15 protein-coding genes, 2 pseudogenes and 1 other annotated feature (1 of these 18 cut by a window edge) are annotated in these 13,055 nt (G+C 29.5%); of the genes and pseudogenes, 7 read left to right on the top strand and 10 right to left on the bottom strand.

Annotated features, from left to right (window positions below):
* Nucleotides 1-197 (bottom strand) — a binding site (T-box leader); it reaches 38 nt to the left of the window's first position.
* Nucleotides 198-441: 244 nt separating this feature from the next.
* Nucleotides 442-1,730: pseudogene (locus tag BUB34_RS01915) on the bottom strand (L-cysteine desulfidase family protein).
* Nucleotides 1,731-2,457: 727 nt separating this feature from the next.
* On the opposite strand from BUB34_RS01915, the gene BUB34_RS01910 reads away from it, so the two are divergent.
* The 7 genes and pseudogenes from BUB34_RS01910 (at nucleotide 2,458) to BUB34_RS13985 (ending at nucleotide 5,991) form a co-directional block, all read left to right on the top strand.
* Nucleotides 2,458-2,817 (top strand): ArsR/SmtB family transcription factor, encoded by a 360-nt coding sequence (locus BUB34_RS01910; RefSeq protein WP_073123684.1) that lies wholly within the window; start codon nucleotides 2,458-2,460, stop codon nucleotides 2,815-2,817.
* Nucleotides 2,795-3,298, top strand: coding sequence for a Csac_0668 family 2Fe-2S cluster-binding (seleno)protein (locus BUB34_RS01905; RefSeq protein WP_349632931.1), 504 nt, complete (start codon nucleotides 2,795-2,797; stop codon nucleotides 3,296-3,298). Before BUB34_RS01910 ends, BUB34_RS01905 begins: the two co-directional genes overlap by 23 nt.
* 125 nt (nucleotides 3,299-3,423) lie before the next feature.
* Nucleotides 3,424-3,711, top strand: a complete 288-nt coding sequence (locus BUB34_RS01900; RefSeq protein WP_073123680.1) for a LexA family transcriptional regulator — start codon at nucleotides 3,424-3,426, stop codon at nucleotides 3,709-3,711.
* An 83-nt stretch (nucleotides 3,712-3,794) separates the two neighbouring features.
* Nucleotides 3,795-5,122, top strand: a protein-coding gene (locus BUB34_RS12905; protein ID WP_200787826.1) for an IS3 family transposase whose coding sequence is annotated in 2 segments (ribosomal slippage) — nucleotides 3,795-4,164 and nucleotides 4,164-5,122 — 1,329 coding nt in all. Because the reading frame shifts where the segments join, the coding sequence is not laid out codon by codon here.
* 81 nt (nucleotides 5,123-5,203) lie between these two features.
* Nucleotides 5,204-5,671 (top strand): IS3 family transposase, encoded by a 468-nt coding sequence (locus BUB34_RS13035; RefSeq protein ID WP_143153288.1) that lies wholly within the window; start codon nucleotides 5,204-5,206, stop codon nucleotides 5,669-5,671.
* A 114-nt stretch (nucleotides 5,672-5,785) separates the two neighbouring features.
* Nucleotides 5,786-5,884, top strand: a pseudogene (locus tag BUB34_RS13990) (hypothetical protein); the annotation flags it as partial.
* 17 nt (nucleotides 5,885-5,901) lie between these two features.
* Nucleotides 5,902-5,991 carry an IS3 family transposase gene (locus tag BUB34_RS13985; RefSeq protein ID WP_143153294.1) on the top strand — a complete coding sequence of 30 codons (90 nt, stop codon included), beginning with the start codon at nucleotides 5,902-5,904 and terminating at the stop codon, nucleotides 5,989-5,991.
* Nucleotides 5,992-6,183: 192 nt separating this feature from the next.
* On the opposite strand, the gene BUB34_RS01880 is transcribed toward BUB34_RS13985, so the two are convergent.
* From BUB34_RS01880 to BUB34_RS01840, 9 genes are all read right to left on the bottom strand, one after another.
* A complete protein-coding gene (locus tag BUB34_RS01880) occupies nucleotides 6,184-6,945 on the bottom strand; it encodes a TPM domain-containing protein (RefSeq protein ID WP_159430044.1) in 762 nt (253 codons plus the stop codon).
* 27 nt (nucleotides 6,946-6,972) lie between these two features.
* Nucleotides 6,973-7,536, bottom strand: coding sequence for a LemA family protein (locus tag BUB34_RS01875; RefSeq protein WP_143153286.1), 564 nt, complete (start codon nucleotides 7,534-7,536; stop codon nucleotides 6,973-6,975).
* A 13-nt stretch (nucleotides 7,537-7,549) separates the two neighbouring features.
* On the bottom strand, nucleotides 7,550-7,864 hold the full coding sequence (locus BUB34_RS01870; RefSeq protein ID WP_278276659.1) for a NusG domain II-containing protein: 315 nt from the start codon (nucleotides 7,862-7,864) through the stop codon (nucleotides 7,550-7,552).
* Between the two features lie 191 nt (nucleotides 7,865-8,055).
* Complete coding sequence (locus BUB34_RS01865) at nucleotides 8,056-8,601, bottom strand: LemA family protein (RefSeq protein WP_073123672.1); 546 nt, start codon at nucleotides 8,599-8,601, stop codon at nucleotides 8,056-8,058.
* Between the two features lie 350 nt (nucleotides 8,602-8,951).
* Nucleotides 8,952-9,524: a class D sortase gene (locus BUB34_RS01860; protein WP_073123670.1), complete on the bottom strand. Its 573-nt coding sequence runs from the start codon at nucleotides 9,522-9,524 to the stop codon at nucleotides 8,952-8,954.
* A 39-nt stretch (nucleotides 9,525-9,563) separates the two neighbouring features.
* Entirely contained in the window at nucleotides 9,564-10,307 is a 744-nt protein-coding gene (locus BUB34_RS01855; RefSeq protein ID WP_073123668.1) for an amino acid ABC transporter ATP-binding protein, read from the bottom strand.
* Nucleotides 10,308-10,323: 16 nt separating this feature from the next.
* Nucleotides 10,324-11,007 carry an amino acid ABC transporter permease gene (locus BUB34_RS01850; protein WP_073123666.1) on the bottom strand — a complete coding sequence of 228 codons (684 nt, stop codon included), beginning with the start codon at nucleotides 11,005-11,007 and terminating at the stop codon, nucleotides 10,324-10,326.
* Between the two features lie 12 nt (nucleotides 11,008-11,019).
* Nucleotides 11,020-11,832 carry an amino acid ABC transporter substrate-binding protein gene (locus BUB34_RS01845; RefSeq protein ID WP_073123664.1) on the bottom strand — a complete coding sequence of 271 codons (813 nt, stop codon included), beginning with the start codon at nucleotides 11,830-11,832 and terminating at the stop codon, nucleotides 11,020-11,022.
* A 215-nt stretch (nucleotides 11,833-12,047) separates the two neighbouring features.
* Nucleotides 12,048-13,055 (bottom strand): hypothetical protein (locus BUB34_RS01840; protein WP_242948797.1); only part of this gene is annotated, 1,008 nt, incomplete at its 5' end.

Raw genomic sequence — 13,055 nt, 5'->3', positions numbered from 1 at the left:
TTAAGCATTACTGCTCATCTCACTTTAGACACATTAATGTCTAGTCTCTATAACGGGAGAACCCGTAACAGCCTACTAAATTTCAGCCTAACACTCATAGGGGCACTTGGGCTACAATCCTACATAGAACTCTCTCACCGATGAGTTCCTCTCTGTTATGATTCATATAACTTACTCTTCCTGATCATAGTGTTTTTATATATTTGTTTTTAATCTATATAATTCATATCGATTTACTCGGTATTATTTTACACTTATTATAATTAAATAATTAACAAAAGTCAATAACTTTTAATAATTTTATATAAAATAAAAATAGGCAATCAAAACTAGATTAAAAAATTTAATTAGATTGCCTATTTATAAATACATATCCATTTTTCTACATTTTCATGTTCATTCTTTAGAAGTATGTTTTGCATATCCACTAAAATTTTTAATCTATATTACTTTATTCATATCATCCATTATATTTATTATAGTTTCATCAGTTATAATCATACCTTGAGAACTTACTTTTCCTAGATTTCTTATACTTTCTTCTACATTGTTTCCAACTATACCATTAAGAGGAGGAACTATACAATTATATTTAGCTATTATAGAACTTTGTACAGCTGCTGATGCTGATGATGCTAGTTTTAATGCACATCCTGATTTAGCCCCGTCGCATATCATTCCACTTAAGTTGGCTATCATATTCTCTATTGAACCTTCAATTTGCTTATAACTTCCTCCCATTAACCAAGTTATAGCTGCAGATGCTCCTGTTGAAGCTGCAACACCACAACCGCAAACTGCAGATAATCTACCTGTATAATTTTTTATATAAGCAGTAATTAAGTGGCTTATAGCTAATGCTTTAGCCAATTTTTCTTCACTTTGAGGGAACTTGTTATTATATGCTACTATTGGCAATATTGCAGTTATTCCATGATTTCCACTTCCATTAGAACTCATAACAGGCATTTTAATTCCAGACATTCTAGCATCTGCTGCTGCAGTTAACATCATAGCACTGTTTATAAGGTCATCTCCCAATAATCCATCTTCTATAGATTGTTTTATTCCATAGCCTACACCTATACCTATTTTCTTTTCTAGTGCATAATCTGCTATTTTCTTATTCATAGCTATACCATCTATTAAAAATTTTATATCTTCTGATTCAATATTTTCTACTTCTTGAATTAACTCTTTTATACTCATTTTTTCTAATAAGTTTTCTTCTTCGGTAGTTAAACAGGCCTCTTGAATAACAGCTTCTTCATTTAATAAAACTTCATTATTTTTAGATATATATACAAATTTATCATGCTTTTCTCTTATTATAACTTTGACTATATTAGTATGTCCCTTTAAAATTACCTCTATATAAACTTTTTTTTCAGTATCTACTGGAGATATTTTTAATATATTTTTATCCATATAATATTCCGCTAATTTAACTTGTTCCTCATCTAAAACTTCCAGAACTCTCAATCCATACCCAGAATTGCCACCTATAAGTCCCATTAATGCTGCTATATTTAGTCCTAACTTATCCGTTCCTGGTACACGACGCACATACCATTTTTATATACGTTAGGGCTAACTAATACATTACAACCAACTATCTCTTCTTGTAATAACTCTCTAGCCTTAGCACAAGCAAGTGCCACTGCTACAGGCTCTGTGCACCCTAAAGCTGGCTTTACCTCTGATTTTAATAAATTTATTAGATATTCCATATTCTTCGTATTACCTTTTATCATTCTGTATCCTCCTAACAATTTATCTTTACATAACATAAAGTTATTATTTGTTTATAGTTTTTAAGCTTCATATTACTAAATCTTACTTTATTCATAGTATATATAGCAATTATGTAATTTTTATGAAGAATAATCTATATATATTTTTTTATTTTTTGGCTATGTTTTAAATCAATGTTGAAATTTATAAATGTATAAATGCATTTAATAGAGTTACATATAATGATATATTTAATATATAGTTTAACTAGGTGTTATTGCATAGTTGTATAAAATTGTGACATATTAATCCTATAGAAAATAGAAAATTCACTATTAGATGCTCTTTTTTTTGTAACTACATTATGATATTATAAACATATCAATATATGTTTATATGTTTACATTACATAAGGAGGAAATTATGAAAGAAAAATTACTTTGTGTTGCATCGACTGTAACATCTTTTTTAGCATCTATCTGTTGAATGGGAATATTATTATTTACATCCCTCGGCCTGAGTGGATTAGGCTTTGCTTTTGTATCAGCAATTTCACCGTATAAAAATCTTTTTATAATATCAACAATAACTATGCTTGGATTGGCTCATTACTTTATTGTAAGAAACAGTAAAACTTCGAAAAATACTAAAATAATTGTATGGATATTAACAATAATTTCAGTTGGACTAATTTTGTATCCAATTTTTTACAGGAGGTAAAATATGCAAATTAACGATGAACAAATTGAAGTATATACAAAGTTTTTTCATGGATTATCAAACCCTACAAGATATAAAATTATTCTTTCGCTAATTGATGGAGAAAAAAGTGTAGGTGAATTAGCAGAAGATACTGATTGCTCTCAAAGTCTTATATCAATGCAATTAAAATGCTTAAAATGGTGTAATTTTGTAAAGTCATCAAAAGAAGGAAAGAATATTTACTACTCCATTTCAGACGAAAGAATAATAACACTTATTAAATTAGGACAATCCATAGCAGAAGGTAATACAAGCAATATATGTACCTGTGAGATATTAAAAGAGGAGAAGAACTATAATGGAAGAGAAGATTCTAAATAAATCTTGTTGAGATAACAAGACAGAACCTACTAGTATGGTAGAAAAAAACAGCTTATGCCCAGTATGCAACCAAGAAGGTAAACTTGTAAAAAACATTACAGTAAATCATATGGTATTTAATGAAATAAAACAAAAAGTCGGAGATACTGATTATTTCCTATGCATAAATGAGACTTGCAATATTGTATATTTTAATCAGGAATATGATGTTAAATTTAATGAAAATGAAGTAAAAGAACCTATTTGGTTCAAAGATGATGCTAACCCCAAATACGTTTGCTACTGCAATAAAGTAGCAGAAGAGCAGGTTTTCGATGCTGTTATTAATAAAGATGCAAAAAACATGAAGGATATAATAAGGTTAACAGGAGCAATGAAAAATGGTAAATGTGAAATTTACAATCCTTTAGGAAAATGCTGTAGCCCTATTGTACAAGAAGCGATAAAAAAAGGTTTAGAAATAAAAGAAAACACTAAATAAATATAAGACACATTCTTTAAATGCTATGAATTAAAAGAGGAGAATTTGAACTGAACCGATAAAAACGGACATTGCAAAAATACCCCTAATCGTAGGATAATAAGACTATGATTGGGGGTATTGTTATGTCAATGAAAAAAGGAACAAAACAGTTTGGGCATTTTATCATACATGAAGTTAAAGAAATGGTATCAATGGGAACAACTCAAAGAGAAATAGCAGAGCATTTTGGTTTAAAAGATAAATTTGTGATAAAAGAACTTTTGAAACGCAATCGAAGAAAAGAGAGGTATGCTGCCGCAGGCATAATCGCTAAGCCAAAGGGTAGACCGAGAAAAAATGAGATATCATCAGATCAAAATAAAGATAATGAAATTAAGAAACTAAAAATGGAAGTAGAACTTAAACTGTAACCTATAGACTGTACACTGAAAAAAGAGTGAGTCTATAGGTTTTTTGTTGTATAATTTTAAAAAACAGAATTGAGGGATTTAATATGAGTAAAGTGCTATTTACAGAGCAACAAATACATAAGCTATCTAAAAATAAAAATGTACTTAGAGTATCATCTAAATCTATTACATATAGTGGTGAATTTAAAAAGTTATTCATATCTGAAATCTTAAAGGGAAAACTTCCAAGAATCATTTTTGAGGAAAATGGGTTTGATGTAGAGGTAATGGGAATGAGTAGAATCGAGCAGGCAGCTGACCGCTGGAAAAAATCATATAAAAACAACGGAATATCAGGATTAAAAGATGCAAGAAAACAAAATTCAGCATTACCTAGTAAGCGCAAGCTTTCTGATCAAGATAAATTAAGTAAATTGGAAGCAAGAATAAAATTTTTAGAAGCGGAAAATGAATTTTTAAAAAAGTTAGATATGATGGAAATGGGGTTGATATCAAAAGAATAAAATTATTACCATCTCAAATTTTTGAGTTAATAAAATTAATTGTTATTAAACACAATCTTAAAAATATGGTTTCATATTTATGTAACGTAGCTAATGTTTCTCGCTCTGGATATTACAACTATTTGAACACATATAAAGTACGTGAAAAACGTGAAAAAATAGATTTAGAATCTAAAAAAATCATTCTAAAAGTATTTAATAGAAGAGGTTTTAAAAAAGGTTCTAGGTCTATTAAGCTGACTCTAGAAAACGAGTTTGATACTATCTATAGCTTAAAGAAAATTCGAAGAATCATGAAAAAATATAGTATTATCTGCCCTTTTCGAAAATCAAATCCATATAAAAAAATAGCTAAGGCTACAAAGGAGCATTCAACTGTACCTAACAGGCTAAACAGAGAGTTCAAACAGGGTGTTCCAGGTAAAGTTTTATTAACAGATATAACTTATTTAACATATTCAAAAGGGAAAAGAGCTTATCTATCTAAGATAAAGGACGGTTCTACGAACGAAATACTTTCATATTATGTCTCTGGAAGTTTAAATATTGACATAGTCTTAAATACAATAAATAATTTAATAAGGAAGCATAAATCTAATTTAACAAAAGATGCATTTATACATTCAGATCAAGGTGTTCACTATACAAGCCCTATATTTCAGAAGTTACTTAAGAAAAAGGGATTAGGTCAATCAATGTCTAGGAGAGGTAATTGTTGGGATAATGCGCCTCAAGAGTCGTTCTTTGGACATTTTAAAGATGAAGTAGATACTTCATCATGCAAATCTATTGAAGATATAAAAGCTAAAGTTAAAAATTATATAACTTATTACAACAATTATAGATATCAGTGGAATTTAAAAAAGATGACTCCTGTACAATACAAGAATCATCTTTTAGCTTCCTAGCTATATCTTTCTTTTTTTATTGTCCTTGACATAGGTTACAGTTTAACTATTACGTTCTTTTCTTCAAATCGTTGGAAGGAAGTGAGGCCATCTGTAAAATATTTAGCAATCTATCAAAATAAGAATAAATATTCAATATCTGTAATGTGTAAGTTTTTCGAGGTATCTCGTAGTGGATATTATAGTTTTGTTAAAAGAATGAACAAGCCAAATAAAGATACATATTTAATAGAATTAGTTAAAGAATGTCAAGATAAATCAAAAAGAACTTATGGATACCGTAGAGTACACATATGTCTAAAGCGCCAGTATGGTATAATACTAAATCCAAAAACAATACTTAGAATTATGAATAAGTATAATTTGCTTTCACAAATTCGTCGCCGCAAGAAATATAAGCAAATGGGGCAACATCTTCATAAATACAAAAACCTTCTAAATCGTGAGTTCACTGCTAGTGAACCAAACCACAAATGGGTTACGGATATTTCGTATATACATACAAAGCAAGGTGTGCTTTATCTTTCTATAATTAAAGATTTATATTGACAATAGTATAATTGCATACAAAACAGGTACAGAACAAACAGTAAATCTTGTTCTTAGTACTATTAAAGATGCTAAAGAAAAAGAAAAAATCACTACAGAGCTGCAACTCCATCTATGTCAAGGCGTGGTAATTGTTATGACAATGCTTACGCAGAAAATTTCTTTGGTATCTTAAAAGCTGAATGTATTTACAGATCTAAGCCCAAAAGTTTTGAGAAGCTCGACAACTTATCGATGACTATGTCTATTTCTATAATTATGAACGTATTCAATTAAAAACAAAGCTGACACCATATGAAAAAAGGTGTCAGCTTAAGTAAACTAAAGATATTCTACGATAGGGTTTTGTTTTTGATGTCCATTAAACTAGGGTAAGTTCAATATCTTAAAGGGTTTAGTTAAATCTATATTATTATAATTAAATATTTACATTATTATAATTAAATATTTACCCTAACTATATTCTGAATGATTATTTTATCAGATTCTTCAAAGATGTAATATATAAAAAACTAAAAATCTCTTTCAGATCCGCCACCACCAGAACTTCCTCCCATTCCAGAACTTCCTCCATGTCCTGAATTGAAAATTCCCCTAAACAGCATATTTAATATTATCCCTGCAAAAAATCCTTGGGCAAATCTATGATCTAACCACAAAAGTAATAGTAGTAATGATATTGCTATTGCTTTATATGCCAAAGGAACATCATATTTATCCTTTGCTATATATTCGCTAGATATAGCATTATTAGAGTATATTTTCTCATCATCATAATCATACTCTTTATTAATTTCTTGAGTTAATCCAACAAATATACTACCTACTGCATCGTCAAATTCATCTTGAGTTAAGTATTTATTTGCGCTATCTAGTATATTTCCTACCTTTCCATCAGGAAGGGCCCCTTCTAAACCATACCCTACTTCTATACGTATTTTTCTTTCTTCTAGAGAAATTAAAACTAAAACACCATTATCATATTTTGCATTTCCTATCTTCCATTTTTCAAATAATTTTACTGTATATTCTCTAATATCTAAGCCATTTAGATTTTCTACTGTTGCTACAACTACTTGAGGTTTTTCTTCTGTTTTTTCATAGTTTAGGTTAGTACTAATAATAAACTCTTCAAGCTGAGATGATAAAATTTCTGTGTAGTCTGCAGTGTAAAATGCTCTAGTAGGCTCTATTATACCGTCTTTAGCAAAGGTAAAAAAACTACTCAATAAAAAAGCAATTAAAGTAACAATTAAAATTTTATATTTTTTCAACTTAATCCCCACTTTTTTTATAGAAACCTATAAATTTACTTTAGGAGCATTTTGAGCTTCTTTATTTGACTCAAAATACTTCATAGATTCAAAATTGAATATTTTAGCTATAATATTTTTAGGAAAAGTTTTTATTGATTTGTTATACTCCATTACTGAACCATTATATCTATCTCTTTCCACAGATATACGATTTTCACTTCCTGATAGTTCATCCATTAATTTAGTTACATTTTCATTTGATTTTAATTCTGGGTAATTTTCCATTACTACAAGTAATTTTCCAATTGATCCTTCTAATGCATTAGCAGCAGCAACTTTTTCTTCAACGCTGTTTGTTCCTGCCATTTTAGATCTAGCATCTGCAATTTGCCCAAACACCTCTTGTTCTTGCTTCATTGACCCTTTTACAGTTTCAACTAAATTTGGGATTAAATCATATCTTCTTTGTAGCTTACTTTCAACTATAGCCCATTGTGCATTCACTTCTTCTTCTTGTGATACAAGTTTATTATATGACCCAAATATATAGGTTCCTAATATAACTACAAATATAATTAACCCCATTACTATTTTTATAGATTTACTCACACCAATCTACCTCCTATGATATTCTTTCAAAACTTACGATAATTTTATTTGGCATACAAACATCAGCTTCATAATATTCTTTTATCCATCCAGCTTCAGAACAAATGCTGTCTGGACAAATGATTTTATTCATCTCTTTCATTCTTACAGCTCCATCTTTAACTTCAACTTCAACTACATTATTACTAAAATTAAACTTATATGTTTCTTGCGTTCTACTGCTTATTTCAATTTTTTTTACAATCTCTCTTTCTACTTTTATCACAACATACCATTTATTAGTTTCTTTAGGTATAAGATCTAAAACTCCTAATACCAATAAACATATTATAAGAATTCCTCCTATAAGTTTTATATCAGCGTTCTTAATATACAGTTCCTTTGTAAATATACTATTAATCTTATTTAATTAAATGTTTATTGCGTTTTTCTTTTCATACTCAGTTCATAGCCCAAATTTTTCAGTACTAGCTGTTTTCTATTATTAGCCTTCCTGTAAGTCTAGTAGTTTTAAATAATCTAGAAATTTGCTTTAGATTCAGTTTCAAAATAAATCGCTTTCTCGAAATCTAAAACTTTAATTATAATACTTTTAGGAATAGTTTGTATTGATTTATTGTACTCCTTCACAAAGTCATTATATATATCTCTTTCTGCAGAAATATTATTTTCGGCTTCTGTTAGTTCATATATTAATCTAATTACAGTTTCATTAGATTTTAATTCTGGATAATTTTCTATTACTTCAAGTATTCTTCCAATTGATTTGTCTAACTTATTTGTAGCATCAATTTTTTCTTTAATGTTCGTTGTTTCTACCATTTTAGATTTAGCATCTGTAATTTTTTCAAATGCCTCTTGTTCTTGCTTCATTGACCCTTTTACAGTTTCAACTAAATTTGAAATTAAGTCATATTTTCTTTCTAACTTACTTTCAACTACAACCCATTGTGCATTTATCTCTGCTTTTTCGTATATCAATCTGTGATATGATCCAACTATATAGGTTCCTAGTATTACTACTAATACAATAAATCCTGACGTAATTTTCACAGATCTATCCATTATCATTTACCCCCATTATAGATTTTTAAAATTTTTTATATCTCTTCAAAATCCATCATAATTTTATTTGAACACAAACAATAACTATGATAATTTAAATTTATATATTAAAAGTTGCTATAAACTTGTTCATCCAAAACCTTCACAGCACATAATAAAACCTCCTTATATAATTTCATCTTTCTTAACTTCATTATATGGAAATATTATGGAGAACTTATGATGAATAAAAAATTAATAAATTATTTTAATAAAACTAGATAATATACTAAAATCTTTATAAAAGTTCTTATAAATAATAAAGGTTAAGCTATTTAATAAATAGCTTAACCTTTATTATTTATAAATTATTATTTTATGCTAGGATATGCATATACTAAATATCTTTCAGGAGCATTTCCAATATAATTAAAAGGATAACATGTTTGTATAACTAATTCTTCTTGAGGGTACGTTGATTTAATAACCTGTGTATCCTCTGGCTTAACAATTTTTGTATGGGAAATTATATACTTCACTTTACCATAAGGCATTTCAACATATAATTCATCTCCAGGTTTTAAATCTTGTATTTCTCTAAATATTTTTTCTCTATGAATTGCTAAATATATTTGATCACTTTGTAATGGATATTTAGAATAATTTATATGGCCAATACCCTTATCTAAATCATTAGCAGTGACCCCTTCTATTATAGGAATTTCTTTTTTAAATTTAGGTATATATAATACCCCAAAAGCTTGCCCGGATTCTGCTTTGAAATCTTTTGCTTTTTCTCTGTTTATTTTATCTTCATTTACAAGGGATTGTGCTTTTACTAAAGCTGTATTTTGCTCTAATTTTTTAGATACTAAATTATATATAGGGTTTATAAACATTATCAAACCAACTACTATAAGTAATATTGATATTATTTTTCTCATGTTTTATAGAGTTTACAACTCCTTTTTTGTTATTAAATTCTAGTCATCAATCATACTTAAGAACTGCTTTAAACGTTCATTCCTCGTGTTTTCAAATATCTGATTAGGTGTGCCTACCTCAACAATTAATCCATTATCCATAAATATAATTTTATGAGCTGCATCTCTTGCAAAACTCATTTTGTGAGTTACTACTACCATTGTCATTCCTTCTTTAGAAAGATCCTTCATTACCTTTAGAACCTCAGCTTCTAACTCTGGATCTAGTGCAGAAGTTGGTTCGTCAAATAACAAAACCTCAGGATCCATAGCCATAGCACGGGCAATAGCTACCCTTTGTTGTTGACCCCCTGAGAGCTCATGGGGATACTGGTCTTTCTTATCTAATAGCCCAACTTTATCTAAAAGCATAAGACCTTTTTCACTGGCTTCTTTTTTTGAACGCTTTAATACTGTTACCTGTCCCTCCATTATATTTTTTATAACTGTCATATGAGGGAAAAGGTAAAATCCTTGAAATACCATTCCAGTTCTTTGTCTAAGAGTTAATGTTTCACTATTAGACACCTTTTTGTCTTCTCTAAATGCTAGCTCACTTTTTCCTATAGTTATTGAACCTCCATTTGGAGTTTCTAATAAATTTATACATCTTAGAAGAGTTGTTTTTCCTGACCCTGATGGTCCAATAATAACTGCTGTCTCCCCTTTATTAACTTGTAAATCTATGCCTTTTAAAATTTCATTACTTCCAAAGCTCTTGCGTAAACCTTTTATATCTATCATAAAACTTCCTCCTGCATTACTTTGTCACATATCTTTCAAGTCTTTTTTCCATCTTATTCTGAACCGCTGATAATACACTACAGAACATAAGATATACAAATGCTACTTCAATATACATCCATAAAGGTTCATAAGTTGCTGCTGTAATTCTTTGAGCTATTTGGAACATCTCAGTAACAGTTATTGTAGCAGCAAGTGATGTATCTTTTATAAGACTAATAAAAGAGTTAAACAATGGCGGTACGGAAACTCTAGCAGCCTGTGGAAGAATTACTCTTCTTAATGCTTGATTATTTGTCATACCTACGGAATAAGCAGCTTCCCACTGACCTTTTGGTATAGATAGAATAGCAGCTCTTATTACCTCAGAATTGTATGCTCCTACATTTAAAGTAAATCCTATTATAGCTGCTGTTAAGGCATCCAACGTTATACCCGATGCTGGAAGTCCATAAAAAATGATAAATAACTGAACAAGCAGTGGAGTTCCTCTTATTATCCAAACATAAAATCTAGCTAATAAGACTAATGGTTTAAAATTTGATATTCTTGCCAAAGCTGTAGCTAATGCTAAAATTAATCCAAGAGTAAAGGATATAAGAGTAAGAGGGACTGTAAATTTCAGTCCCGCCTCTACTAATGGTAAAAATGAGTTTGCTAAAATGTCTATTATTCTTAATGCTCTATCGTCAAAATTCATCTTATCACCATATTATTTTGATACGTCAGTACCAAACCATTTTTCTGATATTTTTAAATACGTTCCATCTGCTACCATGTCTGCAAGTATCTTGTTTACTTCTTCTACTAATTCATCGTTTCCTTTATTAAATAGTAATGCACTTTGTGTAGCATTATCATAGTTAGCAACTGATTTTATTGGTGTCTCTGGCTTTTGCTTTTTTAAATCTAAGAAAGATAAACTATCATTAACTGTAGCATCTACTCTTTTTGAAACTAATAAATCAATAGCTTGATTAAATCCATCAATTTGGACAATTTCAGCACCATTATCACTTGCTATTTTACCTATATCACTTGTTAATGATTGAGCTGCCTTTTTACCCTTTAAATCTTCAAACGTTTTTATATCATTATTATCTTCATTTACTATAAGTACTGCTCTAGATGTTATATATGGAGATGAAAAATCATACTTTTCTTTACGTTCATCATTTATTGAAACCTGATTTGCTACCATATCAAATCTTTTTGCATCTAATCCAGCAAACATACCATCCCATTTTGTTTCAATGAATTCTGCTTCTACACCAAGTCTTTTTGCTACTTCTCTAGCTATTTCTACGTCAAAACCAGTTAAAGTACCTTTGTCATCATAGAAAGTAAAAGGAGCATAAGTTCCTTCAGTACCAACACGGATTTTCCCTTCACTTTTTATTGTTTCTAGTGAGTTTTTAGTTTCAGATTTTGCAGCTTCTTCACTAGACTTTGGTGAGCATCCTGTAACACCTATAGCTAAAGTTAAAGCTAATATAGCGCTGATAAATATATTTTTCCTTTTCATTTTGTATCCTCCATTTTAAATAATTAATATATTATATTAGTTAATTATTATACCACAGTAAAATTTTACTCATGAATTTATAATAAATTTTATGTAAGTCTTTAGTGTTCTAAATACATAAAATCCTAATATTATCTTTTCTAGATGTAATATAATATTAGGATTTTATGTTTATTCTAGTATTGTTATGTTTAAAGTTTTACTAACACAACAAGTTATTTTTTCTTTTTTCTATTGAATGCTAATCCTCCAGTTAATATACTAGCAGCACCAATTACCATAGTTGAAATACTACCTAACATATTTGCACCAGTTTTAGGTAATTCTGAAGTATTATCTTCTACTTCATTATTTACAGGATCTGTCGGAGTTCCATCAGTGTCTCCTGGCTCATTATCTACTGGATTTGTTGGAGTTCCATCAGTGTCTCCTGGCTCATTATCTACTGGATCTGTTGGAGTTCCATCAGTATCTCCTGGTTCGTTATCTACTGGATCTGTTGGAGTTCCATCAGTGTCTTCTATTATGTCTAATACTGGCTCTTGTATATTTCCATTTGCATCAACTAATAATTTCATATTCGCAGTAGGTTGGAAACTTTTCACTTCACCATTTGCATACTGTATAGTATTTTCGTTAGTATTTATTGTATATACCAAATCCCATTGAGGTTCTGTTACTGATTCAGCAGCTACAGAAAAACTTAATACGCTTGCTGATTCTAATGCAACTGGAGCTTTTAATGTATATTTACTTATCATACCATCACTCATAATCTCGTATCTTTCGCTTGCGTTTTTCTCAATAATTGTTAGTTCTTTAGATGCTTTTATAATTGTATTTTCAATTTTTATTTCTAATACTCCATCTTTTACTTCCATTGTTGTATTTTCTTTTTCTAAGGCTTCATTAGCTATTCCAACACCTATTTCTTCTGATACAACTATATTAACTGCTGAATTATCTTCTGATTTTTCTATTGATAACCCAATCTCTTTACTTAATTCATCAACTAGCACATCAACTTTACTTGGTTGTTCAGTATGTTCCCCTGCTTGATGTTCTTCATGCGATTGACCTTCTGTAGCATGTTCACCTTCTTGATGTTCTTCTTCTGAACTACATTCTTTAGTTGGTTCTTCTGTCGTTGGGTCTGGTGTTGTTGTTGGTTCTTCACCTGCTTCGTGGTCTGCATGTGGGTCTACTTCTGTTGTTGGGTCTGG

This window comes from Asaccharospora irregularis DSM 2635, assembly GCF_900129815.1.
In the GTDB taxonomy this organism is placed as follows: Bacteria; Bacillota; Clostridia; order Peptostreptococcales; family Peptostreptococcaceae; genus Asaccharospora; species Asaccharospora irregularis.
This window is presented reverse-complemented; position numbering and strand designations above follow the sequence as displayed.